Source organism: Bacillus sp. FSL P2-0069 (assembly GCF_038593315.1).
GTDB classification, from domain to species: Bacteria; Bacillota; Bacilli; order Bacillales; family Bacillaceae; genus Bacillus; species Bacillus safensis.
Genome location: NZ_CP151984.1, coordinates 489,085 through 514,294, shown reverse-complemented (window position 1 = coordinate 514,294; position 25,210 = coordinate 489,085). Strand labels below are relative to the sequence as shown.

24 protein-coding genes and 2 riboswitches are annotated in these 25,210 nt (G+C 41.1%); of the genes, 7 read left to right on the top strand and 17 right to left on the bottom strand.

Going from position 1 to position 25,210, the window contains the following annotated elements; all coding sequences use genetic code 11:
• Positions 1-2: 2 nt before the first annotated feature.
• Positions 3-1,085: a D-alanine--D-alanine ligase gene (locus tag NSQ34_RS02460; protein WP_041107469.1), complete on the bottom strand. Its 1,083-nt coding sequence runs from the start codon at positions 1,083-1,085 to the stop codon at positions 3-5.
• A gap of 184 nt (positions 1,086-1,269) precedes the next feature.
• Here NSQ34_RS02460 and NSQ34_RS02455 point away from each other — a divergent pair, with 184 nt between their 5' ends.
• Together NSQ34_RS02455 and fbpB are read left to right on the top strand one after the other, a co-directional pair.
• The gene (locus NSQ34_RS02455; protein ID WP_034283964.1) at positions 1,270-1,590 is read left to right on the top strand and encodes a thioredoxin family protein; all 321 of its coding nucleotides are present in this window, start codon (positions 1,270-1,272) and stop codon (positions 1,588-1,590) included.
• A gap of 315 nt (positions 1,591-1,905) precedes the next feature.
• On the top strand, positions 1,906-2,055 hold the full coding sequence (gene fbpB, locus NSQ34_RS02450; protein WP_065215285.1) for a Fur-regulated basic protein FbpB: 150 nt from the start codon (positions 1,906-1,908) through the stop codon (positions 2,053-2,055).
• Between the two features lie 97 nt (positions 2,056-2,152).
• On the opposite strand, the gene NSQ34_RS02445 is transcribed toward fbpB, so the two are convergent.
• From NSQ34_RS02445 to NSQ34_RS02410, 8 genes are all read right to left on the bottom strand, one after another.
• Positions 2,153-2,488, bottom strand: a complete 336-nt coding sequence (locus tag NSQ34_RS02445; protein WP_017366657.1) for a hypothetical protein — start codon at positions 2,486-2,488, stop codon at positions 2,153-2,155.
• A gap of 117 nt (positions 2,489-2,605) precedes the next feature.
• Positions 2,606-3,373: an ABC transporter permease gene (locus tag NSQ34_RS02440; protein ID WP_041116743.1), complete on the bottom strand. Its 768-nt coding sequence runs from the start codon at positions 3,371-3,373 to the stop codon at positions 2,606-2,608.
• Positions 3,366-4,277, bottom strand: coding sequence for an ABC transporter ATP-binding protein (locus NSQ34_RS02435; RefSeq protein WP_034283965.1), 912 nt, complete (start codon positions 4,275-4,277; stop codon positions 3,366-3,368). Before NSQ34_RS02435 ends, NSQ34_RS02440 begins: the two co-directional genes overlap by 8 nt.
• A 127-nt stretch (positions 4,278-4,404) precedes the next feature.
• Positions 4,405-5,646 carry a dicarboxylate/amino acid:cation symporter gene (locus NSQ34_RS02430; RefSeq protein WP_034283966.1) on the bottom strand — a complete coding sequence of 414 codons (1,242 nt, stop codon included), beginning with the start codon at positions 5,644-5,646 and terminating at the stop codon, positions 4,405-4,407.
• 76 nt (positions 5,647-5,722) lie between these two features.
• A riboswitch (cyclic di-AMP (ydaO/yuaA leader) is annotated at positions 5,723-5,856 on the bottom strand.
• 63 nt (positions 5,857-5,919) lie between these two features.
• On the bottom strand, positions 5,920-6,942 hold the full coding sequence (locus tag NSQ34_RS02425) for an AI-2E family transporter (RefSeq protein WP_024425375.1): 1,023 nt from the start codon (positions 6,940-6,942) through the stop codon (positions 5,920-5,922).
• Positions 6,943-7,139: 197 nt separating this feature from the next.
• Positions 7,140-8,408: a C4-dicarboxylate transporter DctP gene (gene dctP, locus NSQ34_RS02420; RefSeq protein ID WP_034283967.1), complete on the bottom strand. Its 1,269-nt coding sequence runs from the start codon at positions 8,406-8,408 to the stop codon at positions 7,140-7,142.
• Positions 8,409-8,532: 124 nt separating this feature from the next.
• The gene (locus tag NSQ34_RS02415; RefSeq protein WP_034283970.1) at positions 8,533-9,216 is read right to left on the bottom strand and encodes a response regulator; all 684 of its coding nucleotides are present in this window, start codon (positions 9,214-9,216) and stop codon (positions 8,533-8,535) included.
• Positions 9,213-10,817, bottom strand: a complete 1,605-nt coding sequence (locus NSQ34_RS02410; protein ID WP_169737561.1) for a sensor histidine kinase — start codon at positions 10,815-10,817, stop codon at positions 9,213-9,215. The genes NSQ34_RS02415 and NSQ34_RS02410 overlap by 4 nt, the downstream gene beginning before the upstream one ends.
• A gap of 82 nt (positions 10,818-10,899) precedes the next feature.
• On the opposite strand from NSQ34_RS02410, the gene NSQ34_RS02405 reads away from it, so the two are divergent.
• Positions 10,900-11,997 (top strand): DctP family TRAP transporter solute-binding subunit, encoded by a 1,098-nt coding sequence (locus NSQ34_RS02405; protein ID WP_041116739.1) that lies wholly within the window; start codon positions 10,900-10,902, stop codon positions 11,995-11,997.
• Between the two features lie 25 nt (positions 11,998-12,022).
• Here the strand turns inward: NSQ34_RS02405 and NSQ34_RS02400 are convergent, their stop codons facing one another.
• Positions 12,023-12,853 (bottom strand): EcsC family protein, encoded by an 831-nt coding sequence (locus tag NSQ34_RS02400; protein WP_034283975.1) that lies wholly within the window; start codon positions 12,851-12,853, stop codon positions 12,023-12,025.
• A gap of 155 nt (positions 12,854-13,008) precedes the next feature.
• On the opposite strand from NSQ34_RS02400, the gene NSQ34_RS02395 reads away from it, so the two are divergent.
• The 4 genes from NSQ34_RS02395 to NSQ34_RS02380 all read left to right on the top strand — a co-directional run bounded on the left by NSQ34_RS02395 (position 13,009) and on the right by NSQ34_RS02380 (position 15,771).
• The gene (locus NSQ34_RS02395) at positions 13,009-13,269 is read left to right on the top strand and encodes a GlsB/YeaQ/YmgE family stress response membrane protein (RefSeq protein ID WP_024427360.1); all 261 of its coding nucleotides are present in this window, start codon (positions 13,009-13,011) and stop codon (positions 13,267-13,269) included.
• A gap of 221 nt (positions 13,270-13,490) precedes the next feature.
• Positions 13,491-14,768, top strand: a complete 1,278-nt coding sequence (locus tag NSQ34_RS02390) for an Nramp family divalent metal transporter (RefSeq protein WP_254001580.1) — start codon at positions 13,491-13,493, stop codon at positions 14,766-14,768.
• A 71-nt stretch (positions 14,769-14,839) separates the two neighbouring features.
• On the top strand, positions 14,840-15,409 hold the full coding sequence (locus NSQ34_RS02385; RefSeq protein WP_034283978.1) for a GNAT family protein: 570 nt from the start codon (positions 14,840-14,842) through the stop codon (positions 15,407-15,409).
• A 98-nt stretch (positions 15,410-15,507) separates the two neighbouring features.
• Complete coding sequence (locus NSQ34_RS02380; RefSeq protein ID WP_008346966.1) at positions 15,508-15,771, top strand: hypothetical protein; 264 nt, start codon at positions 15,508-15,510, stop codon at positions 15,769-15,771.
• A gap of 40 nt (positions 15,772-15,811) precedes the next feature.
• On the opposite strand, the gene NSQ34_RS02375 is transcribed toward NSQ34_RS02380, so the two are convergent.
• The 7 genes from NSQ34_RS02375 to NSQ34_RS02345 all read right to left on the bottom strand — a co-directional run bounded on the left by NSQ34_RS02375 (position 15,812) and on the right by NSQ34_RS02345 (position 25,210).
• On the bottom strand, positions 15,812-16,036 hold the full coding sequence (locus NSQ34_RS02375; RefSeq protein WP_081124009.1) for a hypothetical protein: 225 nt from the start codon (positions 16,034-16,036) through the stop codon (positions 15,812-15,814).
• A gap of 88 nt (positions 16,037-16,124) precedes the next feature.
• On the bottom strand, positions 16,125-16,571 hold the full coding sequence (locus NSQ34_RS02370; protein WP_144496849.1) for a hypothetical protein: 447 nt from the start codon (positions 16,569-16,571) through the stop codon (positions 16,125-16,127).
• A 296-nt stretch (positions 16,572-16,867) separates the two neighbouring features.
• Entirely contained in the window at positions 16,868-17,377 is a 510-nt protein-coding gene (locus NSQ34_RS02365) for a hypothetical protein (RefSeq protein WP_144496850.1), read from the bottom strand.
• Positions 17,378-17,391: 14 nt separating this feature from the next.
• Entirely contained in the window at positions 17,392-18,987 is a 1,596-nt protein-coding gene (locus NSQ34_RS02360) for a T7SS effector LXG polymorphic toxin (RefSeq protein WP_264316110.1), read from the bottom strand.
• Positions 18,988-19,179: 192 nt separating this feature from the next.
• Positions 19,180-20,901, bottom strand: coding sequence for a pyruvate oxidase (locus NSQ34_RS02355; protein WP_034283856.1), 1,722 nt, complete (start codon positions 20,899-20,901; stop codon positions 19,180-19,182).
• A 67-nt stretch (positions 20,902-20,968) separates the two neighbouring features.
• Positions 20,969-22,795 carry an APC family permease gene (locus NSQ34_RS02350; protein WP_034283853.1) on the bottom strand — a complete coding sequence of 609 codons (1,827 nt, stop codon included), beginning with the start codon at positions 22,793-22,795 and terminating at the stop codon, positions 20,969-20,971.
• Positions 22,796-22,907: 112 nt separating this feature from the next.
• Positions 22,908-23,052: riboswitch (cyclic di-AMP (ydaO/yuaA leader) on the bottom strand.
• A 70-nt stretch (positions 23,053-23,122) separates the two neighbouring features.
• Positions 23,123-25,210, bottom strand: a complete 2,088-nt coding sequence (locus tag NSQ34_RS02345; protein ID WP_254001579.1) for a cellulose biosynthesis cyclic di-GMP-binding regulatory protein BcsB — start codon at positions 25,208-25,210, stop codon at positions 23,123-23,125.

The window sequence follows — 25,210 nt, the reverse complement described above, 5'->3', positions numbered from 1 at the left end:
CATTAAAAAGTTGTTTTAATGGTTTGTTTTTCTTGATGGCGTTCAATTGCAAGTGACACCAGCTTTTCAATTAACTCTGGATACTCTACACCAGTGTGCTTCCAAAGTAATGGGAACATACTAAATGGTGTGAATCCAGGCATTGTATTCACTTCATTGATCAACACTTCACCTTTTTCTGTAAGGAAGAAGTCTGCACGTACGAGACCAGATCCATCGAGGGCTTTAAATGCCTTAATTGCCATGTCATGAATCGTCTTATATTCATCCTCTGACACACTCGCCGGAATGATCAAATCTGTATCGCCGTCTTCATATTTTGCTTTGTAATCATAAAAATCTGTTTTAGGCGCAATCTCACCAACGACAGAGCATTTCGGCTCATCATTGCCTAATACACCAATCTCGATTTCTCTTCCAACGACGCCTTCTTCTACGACCACACGACGATCATATTGGAAAGCGAGGTCAAATGCAGTCTGCAGTTCTTCTTTGCTGCGGCATTTGCTAATTCCAACACTTGATCCCATGTTGGCAGGTTTCACAAAGCATGGATAGCCCAGTACTTTTTCCACCTGTTCTAAGCTGTCTGGTGTCGCTTTCTCGTAGTCTTTTTTATTGAAAGAAAGGTGCTTTGCTTGTGCAAGTCCTGCTTGTGCAAAAACATCTTTCATCATGACTTTATCCATACCCGCGGCAGACGCGAGAACGCCGTTGCCGACATACGGGATATTTAACAGTTCAAGTAATCCTTGCATTGTGCCATCTTCTCCATTTGGTCCGTGCAGCAACGGGAAGACAACATCAATTTTCTCATCAGCCGATGCAGGCTGTGGAAACATGCTTTCATTTAAAGAAGTTGGTAAAAACGTCTTTGCGTTCTGTTCAAATTGAAGCATTTTGACGTTTGATACTGGTTCAGTGAGTTTTTCTCCTCTTAACCATTCACCCTCTTCTGTAATATAAATTGGATGTATATCGAACTTCTCAGTGTTAAGTGCTTTTGTAACTGCAAGGGCTGTTTGCAGTGATACATTATGTTCGGCTGACTTTCCGCCGTAAATCAATCCTAAACTTATTTTCAATGGATACTCCCCCCACTAAAATTCATCTTTACTATCTTATCACTTTCAAGCAAAAATGCTCTAATTAATTTTTGTTGTTACGTAATTGAAATGATTTGTAAAGGTTGTAAGCGCCTCCCGAGCATTTGTATGTCATTCGCCTTTATTTTATATTAAAATGACAATGAAAAGGAGTTGTGACAAATTGAAAAAAATCACAAGTACTGAACAATTCAATGAAATGATTCAATCAGACAAAGAAGTCATCGTTAAATTCTTTGCAACATGGTGTCCTGACTGTACAAGAATGGACATGTTCATTCCAGACATCCTAGAAGCTTATGCTCACCATGAATGGTTTGAAATAAATAAAGATGATTTCCCTGAATTAGCTGAAACGTATCAGGTAATGGGCATTCCAAGCCTGTTAATTTTCAAAAATGGTGAAAAAACAGGTCATTTACACAGTGCAAATGCAAAATCGCCTGAAGAAGTGACAGAATTTCTTCAAGAGCACGTTTCTTAATTGATGAAACGAAGGACATCAGCAAACTCTTGCTGATGTCTTTTTTCTTTTTAAATCTCTTCATAAGACGAGCTGCACAGCCAAAACGTTTCAAATTGATGTTTCACTTACGACAAGTCACGACAACATTATTTCCTGGGAAAGAATGCAGCGTCGAACCAGCTTGGAATATGTCGGTTACGTGAATTTTCTGAATTGAATCTTTACTTCTGACATTTGTCTTTGTATAATGGAATTGCTAATTGAAAATGATTATCAATTTCATCTATGTGAAATCCTATAGACGTCCATTCTTATTAAGGAGCGATGAGTCACATGTCTAAGAAGAAAATTAAAACCTACCAGCAATTGATTGAAGAGAACAAAAAGGCCATCATGCGCGATCCTCAAATGATGGAAAGTATTTACGAAACCATCGACAAAAAACACCAGAAGCAGCTTGCAGCTGCTGGGCGTGAATCATAACTATGAGAGGAGCAGTCATCACTGACTGCTCTTTTGTCTGCTTCAACAAAATAAAAAAGCCGATAAAATCTGTTATTCGATTTTATCGGCTTTTGTTTTAATGTGATTTCGCTACACGGTCCTGCTTCATACCTAAATAAATGAGCATATATGTGAGATAACCCATTGTCATCGTTAAACCACCGAAGAAAAATTGAGAAAAGACTGGTTCCTCAAATGTCGTGACGGCAGCAAGAACGATCCAGCTCGCATATAAATAGACCATGAACCATTTCATATTTCTTTTAAGTGTATACAGAAAGAAAAGACCCGCTAACGAAAAAATCCCCAGCGCTAGTCTGAAATAAACAAGATGATCAAATTGGAAGGCAAAAGACACAAACGAAAACGACAGCAGCAGCAAAATTGGTAAAGCCGTAATGAAATTTTTCACGATAGTGCCACCTCCATGACTCTTTCTTATTATAAGACAAAATCAGCAGGTTATCGTGAAATACAGACTCGTTTTCACAAAGATGTCACGAATTTTTCTTGTTATTTGACACAATTTTTACACATTTACATCACGTTTCCAAAAAAGAATCCAAGCCGATCCAATAAAGAAAACAAAATGCGCCCCTACTATAAATAGAGAAAACAAAATGCTCATCCCATGAAAAGGCGGCGGTCCTTGAAAGCTGTACTGAGTAAAGTCCGTATTCGCGAAAAGGAGGATTTTCCCCCACTGATTTTCTAAGAGAGACATGATCGGCACAAGTGATTTCGCCGCATATAAAACAAAAAACGAGGTCACAAGGGCAACAAGACTGTTTCTAAACAAACTGGAACACATAAAAGCAAAGCTTGCCATCATGATCACTTCCACCCACTGAGATCCAATGACGGCAAACGTATGCTGAAATAATTGCCCTGTTCTTTCATCAAAATCAGTACCGAAGAAAATAAGACCAAATAGAAAAGCCAAAACATAATAAAAAACAAACAAATAAATGACTGTCAGCACAAGTGTGATGTATTTTGACAGAAAAATGTGCAGTCTTGTTTTTGGCCGGATCAATAGAAACTTGATCGTCCTTTTCTGAAACTCTGTTGAGATCAAGGTCGCGCCAATAACAACAGCAAGCACCTGCAAAATAAACACGACGTTCGTGGAATAAGCAAAATAGTTCGCGACTGTGTCTTGTCCACCAAAGCTTGATATGACTCGTTTTAAGGTTAGAGCCATGGCCAGTTGAAATACAACGATCAATAAAAGAGCAATGAGTGTGATCTTTTTCTTCATGATTTTCTTATGCTCATTCTTGATGAGGTTAAGCATCTGTCGTCCCGCCTTCCGTCCATTTCATAAATGCCTCTTCAATTGACTGCTTTTGAGGCATCAATTCAAGTACATCAAACCCCGCCAGCACAAGCTGTTTGTTCAGCTCTGGCACACGTTCTTTGTTCAGTTGAAGCAGTACACGCGCTCCATTTCGTTCATATGTATAGTCGTGTGCGTCAAGCCATGAGACGGCCTTTTCTACTGGCTGAACATTCATCAGCACCTGCTCTTTCCCCTCCATATCCCGGAGATGAGTACTAGCTTTGATCTGTCCCTTTTGAATGATAATCATGCGGTCACATAGCTCCTCTACCTCATGCAATAAATGCGTCGCAAATAACACCGAGGTTCCTTCTTCCTTTACAAGCATTTGTAAGTGCTCCCGGAATTCCTTCATTCCTGCAGGGTCCAGTCCATTTGTCGGTTCGTCTAAAATGAGCAGGCTCGGCCGATGCAAAATAGCTTGTGCAATCCCAAGCCTTTGTTTCATCCCTAGTGAATACGTCTTGACCTTCTGATGAATGGCATCCTCCAGACGAACTCTTTCCACCACTTCCTGAATGCGTTCCTCCGTCACGCCATCGTGCATCGCTGCATACATTTCAAGGTTTTCAAAGCCTGTTAAATACGAATAAAATTCTGGGTTTTCTATGATCGCACCAACAGATGACATCGCTTTAAGAAAATCGTCATCTTGTGAATATCCATTGATCATGATGTTGCCATTGTTTTTTTTCATCAAGCCAACGATCAATCGAATCAAAGTTGTTTTTCCAGACCCATTGGGACCAAGTAATCCGACAATTTCTCCTTGCCCAATGTCTATAGAAATATCCTGCAAGATCATTTTCCGGCCAATTAGTTTATCGACTTTCTCTACTTTTAAAACAGCAGACTGCAAAGTGGTTCCTCCTTCTGATGTAAAGCCTGTGGCGGCAGTTATGACCGCTCATCCTGTAAAAAGTATATCACGCGAGACAAATCAATCCATGAAAAAAAGGACTGATCCAGTCAGCCCTTCTTGCTTATTACAGTGATAAGTTAGGTGTCGGCGCTTCTTTTTCGTGCTTCTTTTCAGTTTCAGAAACAATCACCGCACATGCTGCGTCACCTGTAATATTAACTACGGTTCTTGCCATATCTAATAAGCGGTCTATGCCAAGGATCAGCGCTATTCCCTCAACAGGAAGATTCACGGAATTTAACACCATGGCCAGCATGATGAGCCCTACCCCTGGGACACCTGCTGTACCGATACTTGCTAAAACAGCTGTTAAGACAACCGTCAGCATTTGAACAAGCGTCAGTTCAACCCCATACACTTGAGCGATAAAAATGGTCGCAACACCTTGCATAATGGCTGTGCCATCCATATTAATGGTTGCACCCAGCGGCTGCACAAAGCTTGAAATCGGCTCTGGCACCTTTAAACGCTTTTGCGCTGTTTCCATTGATACCGGCAGCACTGCGTTACTGCTTGATGTACTAAATGCAACAACCATCGCTGGGGAAAATCCCTTAAAGAATGCCATTGGATTTCGTTTAGCTAAGATAGCAATGGTTGATCCATATGTCAGGAAGAAATGCAGGATAAGCGCAATTAACACGACCGAGAAGTAAAGTCCCATCGCTTTCATGGCATCCAGCCCCTGACTGCCGATTGCCGTTGCAATCAAACCGAATGTCCCGTACGGTGCAAATTTCATCACAACACCGACAAGATACATCATTAATTCATTTCCTTGTTCAAACAGTTTCAGCAAGCCTTCCGTTTTTTTACCAAGCATGGCTATGCCAAGACCTAAAAATACACAGAAGACGATAATTTGAAGCATGTCTCCTTCAACTAACGATTGGACTGGATTGGTTGGAATGATGTTGAGTAGTGTGTCTGCCATTGATGGGGCTTCCTCTGCGGAATAATCAGCCGCTTTTGTATCAAAATTGCCGAAGGCTCCCGGCTTGATCAATAAGGCTAATGAGATGCCAATGATGATGGCAAAAGTTGTAGTGAGCAGGAAATAAGTAATGGTTTTTGCGCCGATTCTGCCTAGCTTCTTCGGATCACCAAGGCCTGCTACACCGAGCGTGATCGAAAAGAATACAATGGGCACAACCAGCATTTTAATCAGGTTTAAGAAGATTTGACCTAGAGGTGTAAATAAATAAGGGTCTAACACTTTGAATACATCTGGAGCAAAAAGGTTGAGCAGCAATCCTGTGATTGCACCTACAAACAAGGCAATAATAATTTTCGTCGCCAGCTTCAATAAAATCTCCCCTTCCTCGTCAAAAAGCCCACGAGAGAGTCTTCTCGTGGGCCTGCGTGTCCATACATGTACCACTGTCTACTCTCTTCACGCTGATGAGGTTAGCTGACGGGTTAGGACGAAGAGATGTCCTTTTTTCTCAGATAAGAAAAATTCACCCCAAAAATTTGGGTCCCCCATTCCTTTAGAAGGATTAAGCGTGTGGTAATATGATATTTTCATACCATTTATACCTTATTTTTAGAAAATTGTAAACAGGTTCATATGAACTTTTTAATTACTTTCTTCCCTATTTGTCACTTCAAGAATATCTAAAATAAACACAAAGATTGGGATACCGATAATAAGTCCCCAAATGCCAATATAGTGTTCAGAGAAGATCAGCACAATAAACGTGAAGAAAATAGGGAGCTCTGTTTTAGCTGACATGAGCTTCGGATTCAAGAAGTATGCTTCAATGGCATGGATAATGACAATCACCAGCACAATATACAGGACATACATTCCGCCTCCGAGTGTATACGCAATGATGCTGAGTGGAATAAGAGAGATCACTACACCCGCTACTGGGATTAAGCCTAGCAAAAAGACCATGACCGCTAATCCAAATAACTGCGGGAAACCCATAATGCCTAACGCGATGGTCGTTAGCACACAATTAACGGTTGCAATAATAAACTGAGCTTCAAGTACTTTTCCAAACGTTCGGGAAAATTTACGTCCAAAGAAGGCAATTTCATGATAGAACACGGAGATTTTACTCGTTTTGAACTTGTTCATGAATTGAATGAGGCGTTCTTTTTCGAACAGGAAGAACATGCTTAATATTAAGGACATAATGACCTGGATACTGAATGTGCTGAAATCGGTTATGTATGTATAGAGGAAATTAAACCCTTTCTCAAAGAAAGCTGATATTTTGAAATCTCCGAATACGTTCGTGATGACGTCAAAGAAGGGTAAATCTTGTGGATGATCTGCAATTTTCTTTCCTAAATGAAATAGCTGCTCTACCTGTTTGGCGATGATTGGCACAAAAACGAATCCGCCAAATGTCAATCCGCCAGCCAGAAGAATATACAAAATGGTAATGACCGATTTCTGTCCTATTTTCAGGAAGCGATTTAAAAAGCCTCTAATGACCTCTTCCAACCGATTCATCAAAAAGGTGAAAATGAAGGTCAAAAGAATTAAATTCATCATTCCTCTTAATAGATATAATGCTGTGGCTAATACTACAAATACTGAAAACCGCTTAACACCGGGTTTTTCGAACAATTTTAAAAATGCCGTCATTACGTTACACACCTGCCAGGACTAAAGTCTATTTTTCATCGTATCTGATATACATTATATCGGATCTTTCTGTAAATTATATAATAAAAGGTCAAAGAGGTCTTACGATTTGTATTAATTTTATTGTTTTTTCTTTTTTACACAAAAAAACCGAACCCATGTAGAACATAAGGTTTCGGTTTTTGGTTGTTTTTATACTAAACAGCCTGCTTCATATTCCGCATTTCCTGAAGTGCTGTTTTGCTCTTCGCTTCGTCAAATTCACCTTCACTCTTCGCGACAACAATTGTTGCAATTCCATTTCCAATGAGGTTTGTAATCGCTCTTCCTTCACTCATGAAGCGGTCAACCCCAAGCAGCAGTGCTAGACCCTCTAACGGAATGACCTGTAGTGCCGCAAGAGTAGATGCAAGCACGATAAATCCGCTTCCTGTCACCCCAGCTGCTCCCTTTGATGTAAGCATCAGAACAAGGATAATAGTGATCTGCTGACCGATCGACAAGTCTACACCAAACACTTGTGCCAAGAAGACGACGGCCATTGATAAATAGATTGAAGTTCCGTCTAGGTTAAAGGAATAACCTGTTGGAATGACAAGACCAACAACAGACTTAGAGCACCCGTAGCGTTCCATTTTATCCATCATTCTTGGCAGCACGGATTCTGAAGAACTTGTGCCAAGAACAATCAAAATTTCATCCTTGATAAACCTTAAATAACCTAGCAGGCTGAAGCCATACATTTTACAAATGATGTTCAGCACAACGAAGATGAACAGGAACATCGTCATATAAACGGAGAGCATCAGACTCGCCAGCGGTCTAATTGATGCTAAACCAAAGTGTCCGATCGTATAAGCCATTGCCCCAAACGCACCGAGCGGCGCAGCACGCATGATATATCCAATGATTTTAAAGAAAACAAGTGACAGCTTATCAAGCCATTCGATGATGCCTTTCCCCTTCTCGCCAAGAGCAGCGAGCGCAACACCGAATAAAATAGAGAAGAATAAGACCTGTAAAATATCACCCTTTGCGAAAGCATCAACCATGTTAGATGGCACGATGTGTGTAACAAATTCCATCCAGTCGATACCCTGTCCGCCATTTTGGGTATATTGTGAGACATCCCCTTTTTCAAGCTTGCTATAGTCAAGACCTGCACCTGGCTTCATGATATTCACAACAAAAAGACCGATGACCAGAGCAAGTGTCGTGACGACTTCAAAATAAATAAATGCTTTTCCCCCAACTTTTCCAACCTTTTTCATATCCCCCATCTTGGCAATACCAAGAACAATGGTTAAGAAAATAATTGGTGCTATGACCATTTTAACGGCATTGATAAAGGTGTCACCAAGCGGCTTCATTTCTTTTCCGACGTTTGGCCAAACCATCCCGACAATGATCCCGATGATGACAGCTGCAATCACCTGAAATGTCAGGTTCTTCAAAAGCCTTTTCATAAAAAATCAACTCCCTCACCCTTTGATGTAAACGCTTAACTGTTATCTGTAGATAAATGATAGCGATTTCATCAAAGGCTGTGAAGCTTATGGACATATCGTACATTTTGGTCTTTTTGGTCTCTTAGTCAGAATGTACGATATATTTATTCACAGGACGTCCAATCCCCCCATATTGCATATCTAATTTCAGCTCGCCTTCTTTGACGAGGAAGTCTAAATACCGGCGTGCCGTGACACGGGCTATGCCAAGTGCATTAGCAACTTCCTCTGCAGACTGGGCGCCTTCCTGCAAGCCCATATAAGCTTTAATTTCGTTCATCGTATGCACATTCAGCCCTTTAGGAAGCCAAGTATCTTCCTGCTTAACAGCAGGCTTTCGTATGATATCATCGAGCATCTCCTGAGAAAATTCTGCTGCGGTTTGGATCTTTGATTTAAACGCCTTATAGCTTTCAAGTGATTCTTTCATTCGTTCAAATTTGAATGGTTTAATAATATAATCCCGCGCACCATTTTGAAGCATGATGCCGATGGTCTCTTTGTCCTTCGCTGCTGAAATGACAATCACATCCACTTTCATCTTCTGTTTTCTGATGTCTTGCAGCGTTTTGACGCCATCCTTTTTTGGCATATATACATCAAGTACCACGAGGTCTGGACGAATCTCTTTGATCAGCTGGATGCCCTGCTCCCCATTTCCAGCGACAGCTGCTACTTGAAAGCCAGGAACACTCATAATGAACTCTTTATTCACTTCTTGCACCATCGGGTCATCTTCAATTAACAGCACCTTAATCTGAGTCATCTGTCTCTCTCCTCTATGGTCATTGGGAATTCGATTGAGAAGGTGGTACCAATGCCGATGCTTGATGTGACCTCTACACTTCCCATCCCTTTGTCGATAATCGTTTTTACAATATACAGGCCATAGCCTGTTCCGCCCTCTTTGCCATGTGTGAAGCCTTTATCGAAAATAGAAGGTATCATTTCTTCTTCGATCCCGGAGCCATTGTCTTCAATTAAAATCGCGAGGACATCCTCCGTTTGATCGATACTAATGGAAATGACTTTTGTGTCTCTTTCTACAGTATCATACGAAGCAAAGGCGTTCTCAATGAGATTTCCGAGCAGCTTCGTCATATCATGCTGATCAAGCCGTTCAGGGAAATCACGCAGACAGCTATGTTCATCTACTTCGACCATGATGCCAAGCTCCTTGCCCCTTCTGATTTTGCTCATCAATAACCCTGAGACAGCATCATGCTCTATGACGCGGTGAAGAAAGTCCGTCACATGTTCCTGCTCCTCTGTCGTTTGAAAGGCCAGATCGAGCGCCTGATCGGCTTTACCCAGCTGAATCAGACCGGCAATCGTATGAAGCTTATTCATATGCTCATGGTTTTGCACCCGCAAACCGTCCACAAAGTTCTTAACCCCTGTGAGCTCCTCCGCCAATTTTGCCGCTTCCGTCCGGTCCTGAAAAATGGCAACTGCTCCGATGATCTTCTTTTTCATCACAATCGGAATCCGGCTGCTCATGATCCGCTTTCCACTCATATGAATTTCTTCATTGTAGACGGGTTCTGCGCGGTCGATAATTTCAGGAAGTCTTGTATCAGACAGCACATCCCAAATATTCCGGCCCACGACATCACCCGTCACGCCAAAAATCTGCTTCGCCTTCTCATTAAAAATGGTGATCATGTGCTGATTATCAATGGCGATAACCCCTTCATTAATAGAGTGAAAGGTTGCAGTGCGTTCCTCTAGCATTCTGACAATCTCATGCGGCTCCAGCTTAAACATTTGCTGTTTAATATGACGGGCGAGTAAAAATGAACCCACAAGCCCAAAGCTGAGCGTCAAGAGGAGGATCATGAGGATATCGCGCTTCATTTCTCCTAATATATCTGCCATACTTGGCAGAGTTCTTCCTACAAGCACAACCCCTGTTTGATTAAATTGATCATCCTTGACTGGATAAAAAGCTCTGATGGCTGTTCCAAGCTCTCCCTCTGCTTCTGAGAAATAAATATGCTCTGCAAAAGCCGGCTCTTCATCAGTTCCTTCTGAGCGCTGGCCAATCCTCGTTTTCACTGGATGCGTTAATCTCACATGATCCATATCCATCACGACAATGTAGTCAGCGTCTTGAATAATCCGAATCTCTTCGATCGCATGCTGTAATCGATCACGTTCCTTTGTCTGATCAGCTAACGCCTGCTTCACCTCATTCATTTCAGCCACAGTTCTCGCCGTGTTCATGAGTCTTTTTCGAAGCTCCCGTTCCTCTGTTTGCTGAATTCCCCCAACAAGAACAATTCCTCCGATTAAAAGGGCGAAAATGACAACGAAATATGTGAGGATGGTAAGCTTCCATCTAATAGATAATTGTTGTAATTTCAATCGATTTCTCATCATTTTTTCACCTGTATCTTTACGAATTCTTCCTCTGTCAAGTATGCTTGACATAAGGGGGATCTGACGCATGAAGAATTTACTCGCTTATACACTTTTGCTCATGATCGGTTTTGTAACCGCTTTATACTTTGGTTTTTATCATATGATGCCAAAATCAGCGACAACCTTTGATGATGAACAGACAGGACTGAAGGACCAGCTTGTGTTCAAATTCAGCCATGTCGTGGCAGACAATACACCTAAAGGACTTGCCGCAAAGAAATTTGCTGAGCTCGTGCACGAAAAATCCGATGGAAAGATCAGCATTCAAATTTTCTCCAACGGAAGCCTTTATTCTGATATTGAAGAAATTAATGCACTCAAAGAGAATCAAGTTCAATTTATCGCTCCGTCTACCTCGAAGCTCGGCATGCTGTCTCCTGAGTGGCTGGCACTTGATCTTCCCTTTGCTTTTTCAAATTACAGCGCGGTTCAAGAAGGCCTGCACGGTGCAATTGGACAAAGGTTGTTTGGCACGCTGCAAAAAGATGGATTAAAGGGAATGGCTTATTGGACAAATGGCTTTAAGCAAATTACCTCTAATAAAGGACCCATCAAACAGCCGGCTGATTTAAAAAACCAGTCTCTCCGCATTATGCAAAGCGACATGATTGAAAAACAATTCAAACTCCTTGGCGCAAAGCCCTATCAGGAATCATTTAATTCAACGTTTCAGCTATTAGAAACCAAAAAAGTAGACGGTGAAGAAAATACCATTTCAAATATTTATTCAAAAAAATTCTATCATATACAAGACTATATGACGATCAGCAATCACGGGTATTTAGGCTATGTGGTCTTAACAGATCAATCCTTCTTTGACCGCCAGACACCCGAAACGAAACGAATTTTACTTGAAGCCATGGAAGAAACAACGGCTTGGAATGAAAAGCATGCAGAACAGATGAACAAAGATCAGCTGGAGGACATTAAACGTGAATCGCCGATTGCCATTCATGAATTGACGCCAGCAGAAAGACAAAAATGGATGAAAGCCCTTGATCCTTTGTATGATGAAGCCGAAAAAACGATCGGCTCCACCCTCATCAAACAGATCCGCGAACTGCGTGCACGTTATGAACACTCACCTATTCATGCTTTTCAGGAAGAGGATGAGAGCAAATAAAAAATCCCTTTGATAAGGGATTTTTTTATGCGCCGGACTCACTCTGTTCTTGCTGCGTGAGCTCTTCTAATCTTGTTAAAATTCTTCGTTTTCGGTATTGCATCATGCCTGTTTCGGCAATTCCTTTTAATTGTGAGCGGTTCGAAACGGCACCAAACAAAATCCCAGCAATGGGCACAAGCTGAAACAGTTTCTTCCAGCCAAACGAATCCCGGTAATTATAGACGACCTCACGCCACCCTTGGATTTGAGAAATCATGTTTTCATGCTTCCCTTCGGATGCATGATAGCTTTTCAGCTCTTTTAGAATCGATTTCTTTCCAACGACATCAGCAGAGTTCAGCTGCAAGCATTTAATGATGAAGACCCGCTCCTCTTTGTTTTTAGGATCATAGCCATAGGTGACGGCAATATCCTGCAATGTTTTCAGAGAGAGGCCCAGTACCGCAGGAATATCAGCAGCTAGCGTAAACATTCCGCCGACACCAGTTGTCGCGCCTTGTACCGTCGCGAGATTCGTTCTGTTTTTCCCCATATGTTCACTAATGGCATCCATCAATTCGATTGGGGCCTTTCCAATATCCTCTATACGCTGGATGGATTCGCCCTCACACTTCTTTTGAAATTGATGAATGATGCCTTTTTCCGACGTCAAATAGGCACCGCCAGACTGAATGTAATGACCCATTTCATCTAGCAGCACACCGATTTTTTTCTGAATAAAAGCAGGCGTCAGCTTGTCCAGCATTTGAAATGGAAGGCGGCTGAGTTTCTCCCAAAACCATACCTTTTGCTGGTCTTTCTCCCATTTTTCAATCTCCTTTAATTGTGCTTTTAGCCACTCTCTTTCCTCCATGCATATGCCTCCTTAGATGTCGCTGAAGTATTTGTCTGTTATTATACACAATCCTTGTCCATCATACGTATAGAACATTGAAGCGGTTCCGAAAGGTTTTAATCTTTTTCAAAACGGTTATTGCTTAATAAACAAACAAAAGAGGAGTGGTCAACATGTTAGGATTTCTAATTTCATTAGTTGTGGCGATTGTCATCGGTCTCATTGGGAGTGCACTCGCTGGGGGCAGTGTACCAGGAGGATGGATCGGTTCAATGATTGCCGGGTTTGTAGGCGCTTGGATTGGTCATGGATTACTGGGAACGTGGGGTCCTAGTCTGGCAGGCTTTGCGATCATTCCAGCAATCTTAGGAGCAGCGATCTTTGTCATTATTTTAAGCCTGATCTTCCGCAGTGTGGGATCAAGGGTATCTTAAAAAACAAATAACAGAGGAAGCAGTAGGGACACCGTCTAAAAGGCGGTGTTTTTTATGTTGCTCGTTGACAAGGTATCTATTTTTTTCACTTACATATGATAAACAAACCTATTAGTTCAGATAGTTGACTTTTCATGAATATGGGCATATGATGATTAAAAATTGCATCAAGGAAACTTTTTGTGCCCAAGCAAAACTTTGTAGAATCTAGGTGATGACATATGACAAACAAATACATCGAGGCACAGGCACACATGTCAACGGCAGCTGAGCGTGCACTTGAAGGTAAGGTCAAAGGATTTAGAAGGCTTCTTCCTTTTCTAGGCCCTGCTTTTATCGCTGCCATTGCTTATATTGACCCAGGAAATTTTGCCACCAACATTGCGGCTGGCTCTAAATATGGATATCTCCTTTTATGGGTCATTCTCATATCAAATCTCATGGCTTTGCTCATCCAATCCTTGTCCGCAAAGCTTGGAATAGCGACAGGTAAAAACTTACCTGAAATCGCACGTGAAGAGTTTCCAAAACCCGTCTCCATCGGTTTATGGATTCAGGGCGAACTCGTCATTATTGCCACAGATTTAGCCGAGTTTATCGGGGCTGCACTTGGTTTATACTTGCTTTTTCGGATCCCGCTGCTTGAAGCATCCATTATTGCAGCTATCGGATCATTTGCGATTTTAGAATTGCAAAGACGGGGATATCGCGCATTAGAAGCCGGCATCACTGGCATGCTGTTCGTTGTCGTGATCGCTTTCGCTGTGCAAACCTTTGTCGCCAAGCCTGATATGGCAAGTGTCGCAGGCGGGCTTTTCATTCCAAAATTTGATGGCGCAGATAGTGTACTGCTTGCAGCCGGAATTTTAGGTGCCACTGTGATGCCGCACGCGATCTATTTACATTCAGCATTAACCCAAAGGAGAGTCGTCGGCAGAACGGAAAAGGAGAAAAAACAGATTTTCCGCTTTGAGTTTTTAGATATCCTTATTGCGATGCTAGTCGCTGGAGCCATCAATGCCAGTATGTTGATTGTGGCAGCCGCTTTATTTTATAAAAATGGTCTCTTTGTTGAAGATCTGGATGTTGCGTTCCAGCATTTTAGCACACTCGCAGGTCCTGTATCAGCTATCTTATTTGGTGTAGGACTGCTTGTAGCCGGACTATCAAGCTCTTCTGTCGGTACATTGTCAGGCGATATCATTATGCAGGGTTTTATTCAATACCGGATTCCGCTGTATGTCCGCCGGCTGATTACTATGATTCCCCCTATTGTGATCATTGCATCTGGGGTGAATCCGACATCTGCACTTGTGATGAGTCAGGTGGTCTTATCCTTTGGTATTGCCTTTGCTTTAATTCCGCTCATCTTATTTACAAGTAAAAAACGAATTATGGGCGAATTAACGAATGCCCGCTGGGTAACAGGAATATCTTGGGTGATAGCAGCTCTTGTTGTCGCACTCAATCTCTTTTTAATTGTGGATACGTTTATGTAAAAGACAGTAGTGATGCTGTCTTTTTCTTTTCATATGGTTATGGTAAAATTCCCCTGAGAGGATGTGGGCACATGTTTTTTTATCAGGATCAAGAGATAGCTATGCGGCTGCTTGAGCCAAGAGACGCAAGAAGTCTATATTTGCTCATCCAGCGGTCAAGAGAGCATTTACGTGAATGGATGCTTTGGGTGGATTCAACGAAAACAGAGGAAGACAGCATGGCGTTCATTCAAGGCGCAATGCAGCAAGCCTTGCAGAACAACGGTTTTCAAGCGGGCATCTGGTCACATGGAGAGCTTGTCGGGATCATCGGCACCCACCAAATTCATTGGATCGACAGGACTGTTTCAATTGGCTATTGGCTCGGAGAAGGCTATCAAGGAAAAGGCATCATGACAAGAGCGTGCAAAGCAGTCATTCATTATTTATTTGAAGATTGTGGACTGCACCGCATTGAAATCAGGGCTGCTGTCGATAACCTGAAGAGCAGACGCATCGCAGAGCGTTTATCCTTTTCGCTTGAAGGCATTTTGAGACAATGTGAATGGCTGGGCGACCGCTTTACGGATCATTGTGTATACGCTCTTTTGCAGCCTGAATATATGAAAGAAAAAACGCATTCTATGAATCAGCCCACGTAATTGTGTCGATTGCATGAATTATTTTACAAAGTGAAGCTTTGTAGTATCGGTTGCGATCAGCATCTGATAAAATAGAAGGAAAAATCGAGGTATGAAGTATGTCTCTTATTATTTTATTTTACTTATGGATTGTCCCTTTATTATTTGGCATTTTCTTCTCATTCTTAACAAAGAAAGCCACCTACAAACGCCGCTTTGTCCCATCATATAGCATGGCAGGACTCAGCATCGTTTTTCTCATTCTGGCACTTGTCTTTTCAGCCAGCCATTTTCTATTCATTTGCGGTATGTTCCTATTTGCCACAACCCTTGTCGGCACAGGCATTCCTTTATTTTTAGCCTTTACAAAAACACCATCATAAACAAAAACCACCTTTTCGCAATGGAAAGGTGGTTTCTTTTTTATTGATTTGGCATTCTGTAAGTCACAGTGGCATCTTGATTGGCTTCAATTACTTTCACAATGTCTTGAAGGATCTCTGCTGCACGATCGTTTGAGTCATACTTACCAAGCGTCTTGACCCAAGTATCGCTTCCTGCGATCATCCCTTCAATCTTTTTGCCGGCTACAGTGACTTCGTGGACATGAACGAAACTTTGCTGGTTTTGTGTGAAAATCCATAGCATGGTTTTGGCTCCTTTACGATTTGAAATGTTTTTATCTCTTTTCTTCTCATTTTAAACTTCTTTAACTAAAAATTCATTTGAACATTGATCAACCATTGAACTTTTCAGCATAAATGAGATCTGATTCACTAGGTTCTGCCTTAAGTTCTTTCACATTACCTTCTTTATCATATTTTATATAAGTCATCTCTCGACCAGCAATACACTCACATTCATATTTTTTATTTCCATTCTCAAAAAACTCGACTTGATATCCATCCACAGCGTTCTTCCTCATATACCCTATTTTTTTCACAAAGCCATTTGGATAAAATTCCACATACTTCCCCTGTTTAATACCTTTCTCTACATAGAAATAACTTTCAAGATGTCCGTTTTCGTACATATCATACGCTAGTCCAGTAAAGAGTTGTTCTTCCCCTCCTGAAGTATATTCCACAATTGCTAGTTCGTAGGGTCCCCCATACTCTAGAGATTTTTCAAACTCAGTACCACTTTCTAGAACTATCTTCTTTGACAATATATCATTTAACATATAAAAACCCTTTCAGTTTTCTAACTTTCAGCAAAATGAAAATATAGGTTAACTAAAATGAAATCTCCTTACCCACTGCTCAAGAAATCATTCCTAACACTTTCTTTTCGCATTCTAAATTTGCGTCTGTTTCAAAAAGGATTCACTTCGAAAAATGTTCTGTCATTGATCTTAACTAATGCTATTTACTGTATCACCAGAATCAATAGCATAAGGTTTTAAACCCACTTTTCCCCTGAAACACAAAAACCTCGAAAGGTTTTTAGCCATCAAGGTTTTTTGTATTTCATAATTCTCTAATTCAATGCATCTTCTAATGTTTTCTTTTCATGTTCTAACACACCACTTATGATAATGCCACATACTACCTCATCTTTGTCCAAAGCAAATCCTACTGTATCGTTTTGTAAAACAGACACTGTATCATTTTCTGAAAATAAAATTAAAACCTTATCTAACCCTATATATACGTCTAATTTACCTTTCTCATCTATATAGGTCTTATCATTATGTTCTTCTACTTGAAAATTTGGTACTCCTTTAATCACATTTATATTTTTGTTATCCAATTTAAAATTTTCCATTTTGTGTACATTTTCACTTAATGTTAGTGTAATTGAACGAAGGCTGCCTGTATATTTCCCTATACCTATTTCAATTAAAGATTTCTTAAAATCTCCAGTTCTCCAATATATCGTTGGCTCTTTTGATATATTCCAACTACCAAATTCTATATTAATCGGTGTATAAAGATCATATTCAATATTTATAGACTGACTGTCTTTGTATTCTGTTACTTTTAACATCATCATGTCTCCTTCTAAGGCATATACACAGCATGCTTTATTACAGGTAGTAATCCGTCTCCGCGGGGTTTACTAAATATTAATTCCCAATTTCCTATCTTCATAATTTCTTCGTATTTAATTCCTTGCTTAGCAGCATTGTTAACAGAGCTTTGGAAACTCGACAATAAAGTTTGGCTATTTATCGGCATACCATGTGTAGTTGCATCTCTTGTTATATACTCAACCATATGTTTCGTTCCATTCGGATGCACCCAAAACTTCCCATCTGATGTTGCTAATTCAAATGATTTTGGGATTTTTGTACCTTCATAATGTGGTTGAGTAATTTTTATATTTCTCCACACTGTACCATTATCTCCATTTTTAACAGCACTCTTAACTCCCATCTTACCATGAAACCCTTTCGCCCCAAACGGCAAAAGCATCCCCAGAGCCGCGTTCATACTTGCTTCCTGCTGTTCTTTTGAGATCTTGTTTCCAAACATGTCTCGGCCTGTGATCGCTTCGCTGAAACCGTTGGTGGCGGTGAGACCATATAAGCCTTTTTGCGATGTTTTCAGGGCGTCAAAGGATTTTTGCGATGTCTTGTAGATATCGACTGCCCTGACTGCGGCTGATGTGGCTTGAGTTGTTTTATAGACGGCCTTTCCGCCTTTGAAAATGCGGCCTGCCCAGCCGACGATTGGGATGTAGCCTGCGGCTGCCATGCCGCCTGCCGCGACTCGCTGGCCTGCGGTGAGTTCCTCGCCTGTGATTGGATCAACGCCTGTTGCGGCACGTTTTGCATCGTTCACGCCAGTCAGTTCATTCACGATGTTTCCACCATAATCGAGGGCTTTTTCATACCAAGGGCGGTTGGCGAGGGCTTCTTGTTCCTTTGCGATCTTGCGGGCTTCTTCTTGTTCTTTTTTGATTTTCAGATATTCAGAAGTTTGCTTCTCAATATCGCTCTTTGCCTTGTAGATGTCGCTATTTTGATACGCTTTCTTGTCAAAATTCATAGGCGAAATCGCTTTTCCGTCATTTGTCGCATTCATCATTTCAGCGTACAATGCCATTGCAGCTTGCTGTTCCGTCTCTGACAAAGCATATTCATCTTTTAAATTTTGATCAAGCTCTCTCAGTTCTTTGACCGTCTTTTTTCGTTCATCTTCCGCATCTTCTATTTTTTCATCAAAGGTTTGGCTATCAAATACCTCTAGGGAAATGAGGTCATCAATGTCTTGAAAAATCGTTTTGAGTGCCTTTTTTTGATCCTTTACAATGCTTTTGGCGTTTTTGATGCCCATATGTACTGCGTTGTCTAAAAAGTGTTCCTCTATAAAGGTATCGCCGCCAAAGCTCGTATCATCCAGTGTCCCAGAAACACCTTCATGAAAGGCTTTTTGCTTATCAATGAAGCTGATAAACATGTCTACATTTCCAGCGAGCTCTTTATAGAAACTTTTAATATTATCGGCTCCTTTCCCAGTGAAATCATCACCGAGGTTGGCAACACCTTGTAATGCCTTTTTTAAATCTACCATTTGTTCGCGGAGTTCTTGATAGTGTTTTGCCCTTGTGTCCATGGCACTGGTTAGTGCTTTTGCATCAAGTATCTTGCCCAGAAGAAGTCACTCCCCCCATTATTGATCATAAAGTCTATTTTACCTTTCTCAGCGAATTGGAAAAATAGGCTTTAAGTTACAAAAATAATTTCCATATATTTTTAGAGGAAATAAAACAAGTGATAATTGAAATGTTTTTTCCTTTCATTAAAAAAAGTCAGTCCTCTTTTGAGAGGACCGACTACATTTTGTTTAGAAAAAGCGTTTTAAACTTTTCTTGAGTGGAGGGATATCCAGCTCGCCTTTTTCGAAGAATTTTTTCAGTAAGTATTTACTAAAACCAGCTGCTTGTGTGTACGTAATTTTCCCAGGTAACGGCGGTTCATTGGTGACAGCAACATCAATAATGACGGGTTTATCTGATTGAAGGGCTGCACTAAAAGCTGGAGCTAGTTCTTCATGTGATGACACGGAGATTCCTTTGCCGCCGCATGCTTCTGCGAACTTAGCAAAATCAATATCTTCCAGCTCTATACCATAATTGATGTTTCCTTTTACCTGTTGTTCATATTCGATCATTCCAAGGTTGTTGTTGTTTAAGATCACAACAACGATCGGCAGTTTATATTTTACCGCTGTCACAAAGTCTTGCATGACCATTGTGAAGCCACCATCGCCGCAGACAGCAACCGCTTGACGATTCGGTTCATTTAACTTAGCAGAGATCGCTCCAGGCAAACCACAGCCCATTGTGGCAAGCCAGCTGGAGATGATGAAATCCTGCTGTTTCATTTCAAAATGGCGTGCCATCCATACGGTCACATTCCCTACATCAACAGAAAGAATGGCGTCGTCTTCAACTGCTTCTTCTAGTCTAGCAATGACTTGCTGCGGTTTAAGCGGTGATGTGGCAACGGATTTTTCCTTATCCATTTCTTCCCGCCATTTCATCATATGCTCTGTACAAGCTTCAAGGAAACCACGCTGCTCTTTATATTCAATGTAGGAGGTCAGTTCCTGCAAACCACTCTTGCTGTCACTCACGATTCCTACGTCTACTGGATATCTTTTACCGATTTGATCTGGTTTAATATCCAGTTGAATGGCAGGTGTGTCCTCTGGTAAGTAGTCTCTATATGGAAAAGAAGTTCCAAGCATAATTAAGAGGTCACACTCTTCCATTGCTTCATAAGCTGGCTTCGTTCCAATTTGACCTAGGTTTCCTAAAAAGTATGGATGCCTGTCTGGCACAACCCCTTTTGCAGGAAGTGTGATGACGATAGGTGCAGCAGCCTTTTCTGCAAATGAAAGAAGCTCTTCTTTTGCATTTCGTAATCCTTTACCTGCTAAGATGACCGGCTTCTTCGCATTGTTAATTAGCTGTGCTGCCTTTAGCAGTTGATCTTTCTTTGGCCGTACCTCTCCCTCAACATAAAGAGGAGATGTATAAACTGGCTTACGCTTAATTTTTTGAGAAAATAAGTCATCTGATACGGTGAGAACAGCCACCCCTTTATGGGTATAAGCTGCTTTAATGGCTTGATTCAATAAATCAGGCAGAGCTTCTGCTGTTTGTACCTGCTGATTAAAGACAGCGACGTCGTCAAACATCCGCTCTAATTTGATTTCTTGGAATGTGTCTCTTCCTACTTCATTCGACGCAACCTGCCCTGCAATTGCTAAAACGGGTGCGCCATCTGCTTTTGCATCGTATAGTCCATTTAATAAGTGGACAGCACCCGGTCCAGCGATGGATAAGCAGACACCGAGCTTACCTGTTAGTTTGGCATCAGCCGCCGCTGAGAGTGCCGCCACTTCTTCATGTCTCGTTTGTATAAATTGTATTTGGCTTGATTCATGCCTAAGCTCTTCAATCAATTCGTTTATGCTGTCGCCGGGCATTCCATAAATATGTTTTACGCCCCACTCTTCCAGTAGCGCTGTTACTTCTTTTCCTGCGGTTCTTTGCGGCATGTGAGAAAACTCCTTTTTTCTTACTCCATACCACCGCACCCTTTTGATCAAACGTTTCAACTTGCTGCTACTTTTTAAAATGATATGGAAGGGTGGCGACCACAATATCCCGTTTCCATAATAGACGGAACCTTAATAAAAAGGCAGATTGGTTATGCAAGATCGTATGCCATCTTTTTTTCGGGATAAATTGAGGCACGAGCACCATCACTTTATATTGATGCGCATTTGCTTTTGCCTCAACCGTTTCAAGAAATTTATCAAGCGGATGAATAAGACTTCGATAAGACGAATGCAATATCACAAGCCGCACACCGCTGTTCAGTTTTTCCCAATCCGCTTCAATTTTCTTATCTTTTTCTTTATCAAAGGATACATGAACTGCTATGACTTGATCTGATAAGGATTTTGCATATTGAACAGATTGCTCGACGACACGTGTTACACCGGCAATTGGCACGATGACCACATTTCCTTTAATCTCAACAGGCTCTGTTTCATTCATTAAACGCAGTTGTTCTCCAACAGACAGATAATGCTTTTTAATGGAATGAAAGATCAATAGCACAATAGGCATGAAAACAAATACTGGCCATACAAGATGGAACTTGGTCAAAATGAGAATCATGAGAACGGTGAAAGAAATCAGTGCTCCGACTATATTGATAGGCATTTTCGTTTTCCAGCCCTGCGGTTTTTCACGAATCCACTTCACACACATACCGGTCTGCGACAAGGTAAATGGAATAAATACACCGACAGCATATAGCGGGATGAGGTGTTCCGTTTTCCCATCAAACAACCAAATGAGCAGCATGGAAGCTACACCTAAAAAGATAATGCCATTAGAATAACCAAGTCGATCCCCTCTTACTGTAAACATGCGCGGCATATATTTATCCTTTGCTAAGTTGACCGCCAATAAAGGAAAGGCGGAAAAACCTGTGTTTGCCGCTAATATCAAGATTAAAGCTGTGACAGCCTGAATAACATAATAGAAAAATGTACGTCCAAATGTATCTGATGCAATTTGTGATACAACCGTTTCTTCTGGCTTTGGTGAGATGCCAAAACCAAACGCAAGCAATGTCACACCCACAAATAAAACAGCTAGTAATCCACCCATCATCAATAATGTTCTCGCTGCATTTTGTGCAGCTGGTTTTTTAAAGGATGGAATGGTATTTGAAATGGCTTCTACCCCAGTCAGTGCAGAACAGCCAGACGAAAATGCTTTTAATAAAAGAAACAATGTAATGCCAGGTACATGCGTGCCTATCGCTGTATGCTCAGGTGCTGGAGGAACGCCTCCTGTTAATAATTTAAAACCGCCGACTCCAATTAATATAAGAAGTGATATGACAAACAAGTATACGGGATAAGCCAAAATAGATGCCGATTCTGTCAATCCACGAAGGTTAAGCACCATAATCAAGATGACCAATACAATTGAAATCAGCACATGATATGGATATAGTGCCGGAAAAGCCGATGTGACGGCATCGGTACCCGCTGATATGCTCACTGCTACAGTCAAAATATAATCTACAAGCAATGATCCGCCAGCGACCAGTCCTGGCTTTTCACCTAAGTTTCTGCTAGAGACGACATAGGCTCCGCCGCCTTCTGGATAAGCATAAATAATCTGGCGGTAAGATAGAATTAACGCCATTAAAAGAATTAATACACAACCTGCAATCGGGAGTGAGTACCAAAATGCTGCTGCACTAACGACTGAAAGAACTATCAAGATTTGTTCTGTACCGTATGCAACGGATGACAATGCGTCTGATGACAATAATGCCAACGCTTTGATTTTTGATAGTTTTTGTTCTCCTGCTGCCTGTGATTTTAATGGTTTCCCAATTAAAATACGCTTCATCAAACTGTACATGTGATGCCCGCTCCTTTAGTGTCAAACGATTTAAGTTACAAAAGATGGATCGCCAAAAAGACACAGAGGCAATAGAATGCCCCTGCGTCTATTGTTTAGATCACAGGTTGGTCTTTGCTCTCTTTAACGCTTACGAGGTTAGCTGACGGATTCGGGCGCAAGAGACTTTGCCCTACCTAAAAAGGATTCACCCCACGTGGTGTCCTGCACCACCAATGGTTCCCCCGCTCATCGAAATGATTCAGCGATTGGTCTTTTATAAAAGAGATCATACTCCCGTTTAACACCAAAGTAAAGACATTTTTTCAAGGTCTTTTGATCGTTTAATCAATCAGTCTTTTTGCGGTTTTTTCGCACGAAATAAATAATCATCACGACCACAAAAATAATCAGTGCAGCGATACATGCAAAGTAAATCCAAGAATCATTGATGCCTTGCTTTTCATCTTTTGGGAGATCATTTGTTGTGCTGCTGACCGTTTGATGATTAGAGAACATGTCTTTGTTTTTGCTCTCGATTGCAACTGTTGCCGTTTCCGTATTTGTTTGCAGGAAATGAATCACTTCATGTGAAAGATCAGCGTCAGCTGCATTCATTCCGGAAAAGACGGTCATTGTTTGTTCTTTATTCCATACAGATGGCTGCGTCCATACAATACGAGCAGTCGTTTCATTGATCATGCCAAAGGAGGATACATCATACTGATCCTTTTTCACTGGAACGATGAGATCGTCTGCCTTTTCTTTTAAAAGAGAGAACGTTTGAATGCCCCCGATGAAAATGAGAGAGTGATCTTTCAATTGATCATTTGTCACATTTGAAGCTTTGATCAAATGATATTGGGCAGCTTCCGGCTGACTAAATGATTCTGTCAGCATCGCCATTTGATTGATCGTTTCTTGCTTGATTTGATCTGGCATGATGATCAATGTTTTTCCTTGCTGCGTTTTTGATGTGAAAGGAAGCGGCCATGCGGCTAAATCCGGTGTATCACTAGTCGTCCCTTCTGGTATTTGAAGAGAGCTGTTCTTATCAATGTAAATCCAGCCTTCTTCATCCGTATGTCTGCAGGCTTCCATGTTTTTAAAGCCTGTAGTAACAAATTGCAAATCAATATATTCGTTCTTTTGGAGTACTTGTGAATCTACTGGAATTGACACATGATAGAATCCATTCTCATCTTTGTTTCCTAGTTTTGTTAACGGTACGTCGTGCGGTTCGTTATTGATCATGACTGTTAAGCGTTCCGCTTTGTTCGCTGTATCAGATTTTTTAAATGATAGATTTAGTTTAGCTCCTGATTTTTGATGAGCGATCAATGCCTTTGGATAATAGTAATGATCAGATGCCGTCTTTTTGGTTCCAACCGTGACATCATCACCACCAAAATCTTTTAAACGAATTTGATGAGATGGTTTTGATGTTTTAACAGTAACCTTTTGAAGGAGTAAATCTGTCCCAGTGAGCTGACCTGTCAGTTCTGGTTGAGTCAGGACATTGATTTTTTCAGCAATTGTTTTTGGCTGCTTAGCAGTGACAAATAAAATGGGCTGTTCTTTTTTCTTTCCTGTCAAGGTTCTCACCGCTAACGTGAGCTGATCGCTTGCTGTTTTCATCTTTGCAGCTTGCTCGATCGATTTCACTCGTCCATCCCAGTTTCCTTTTGCTCCCACAGCAATGGTTGGATGAGCGATTTGCTTGAGGTCCTTTTCTTGGACGAGTTTGAGGTCTGCTTGGCGGTCTTTGTTTTTCAACGTCCGGTATACTTTCATAGCCGCTTCTAATTCAGCTGCTTCCGGTGAATTTGGAATCACAATATCTGTTTGTTCTTTCTGATCACCTGTTTGAATGAAAAATGAAGGGAAGCTGTCTAACGTCACGTCTTTCGTTTGAGTTCCTTTGAAATCCAGCTCACTTTCAGGATATACTTTCAGCCAATTGGCAGGTGTCTCTTGGTTGATACACACACCTTCTTTTAACACGCCATAAAATGTGAGCTGAATTTGATGAGAACCTTTTTTCAATTGCGCTTTGTTCAATTTGATTTGAATTGATTTCTTTTGATTTTTCCCTGATACGGGAATGGTCTTTTCAATCTCTCCATCAATCATGACTGTGAACGAAGATGGCGAAATAAGTAATGGTGAAGCCTCTATATTTAATGTAAGGGTGCTAGACTCAACTTTTCCTCTCTCTATTTGATAGGAAAATTCAGTGCGGTCTTCTTGTCCATACAAGGTTACTAGATCTTCTGATAATGCTTGCGTTTCCGTTTGACTTCCTTTAGATGAGCGAATCCAGTCATCTTTCACTTGTACTCGATTTGATTGCGCCATTGCTTGACCCGCCATGAAAAAAGGCTGAATGGCAAGGGATATCATCAATATAAAAATCATCCATTTTACCGATTTCAA

Coding starts and splice junctions, on each gene's coding strand:
- NSQ34_RS02440 (WP_041116743.1), bottom strand. CDS start 3,373: ATGCTTAACCTCATCAAGAATGAGCATAAGAAAATCATGAAGAAAAAG.
- NSQ34_RS02395 (WP_024427360.1), top strand. CDS start 13,009: ATGTTAGGATTTCTAATTTCATTAGTTGTGGCGATTGTCATCGGTCTC.
- fbpB (WP_065215285.1), top strand. CDS start 1,906: ATGTCTAAGAAGAAAATTAAAACCTACCAGCAATTGATTGAAGAGAAC.
- NSQ34_RS02425 (WP_024425375.1), bottom strand. CDS start 6,942: ATGACGGCATTTTTAAAATTGTTCGAAAAACCCGGTGTTAAGCGGTTT.
- NSQ34_RS02375 (WP_081124009.1), bottom strand. CDS start 16,036: ATGCTATGGATTTTCACACAAAACCAGCAAAGTTTCGTTCATGTCCAC.
- NSQ34_RS02385 (WP_034283978.1), top strand. CDS start 14,840: ATGTTTTTTTATCAGGATCAAGAGATAGCTATGCGGCTGCTTGAGCCA.
- NSQ34_RS02365 (WP_144496850.1), bottom strand. CDS start 17,377: ATGTTAAAAGTAACAGAATACAAAGACAGTCAGTCTATAAATATTGAA.
- NSQ34_RS02350 (WP_034283853.1), bottom strand. CDS start 22,795: ATGTACAGTTTGATGAAGCGTATTTTAATTGGGAAACCATTAAAATCA.
- NSQ34_RS02370 (WP_144496849.1), bottom strand. CDS start 16,571: ATGTTAAATGATATATTGTCAAAGAAGATAGTTCTAGAAAGTGGTACT.
- NSQ34_RS02415 (WP_034283970.1), bottom strand. CDS start 9,216: ATGACTCAGATTAAGGTGCTGTTAATTGAAGATGACCCGATGGTGCAA.
- NSQ34_RS02400 (WP_034283975.1), bottom strand. CDS start 12,853: ATGGAGGAAAGAGAGTGGCTAAAAGCACAATTAAAGGAGATTGAAAAA.
- NSQ34_RS02355 (WP_034283856.1), bottom strand. CDS start 20,901: ATGCCGCAAAGAACCGCAGGAAAAGAAGTAACAGCGCTACTGGAAGAG.
- NSQ34_RS02405 (WP_041116739.1), top strand. CDS start 10,900: ATGAAGAATTTACTCGCTTATACACTTTTGCTCATGATCGGTTTTGTA.
- NSQ34_RS02380 (WP_008346966.1), top strand. CDS start 15,508: ATGTCTCTTATTATTTTATTTTACTTATGGATTGTCCCTTTATTATTT.
- dctP (WP_034283967.1), bottom strand. CDS start 8,408: ATGAAAAGGCTTTTGAAGAACCTGACATTTCAGGTGATTGCAGCTGTC.
- NSQ34_RS02390 (WP_254001580.1), top strand. CDS start 13,491: ATGACAAACAAATACATCGAGGCACAGGCACACATGTCAACGGCAGCT.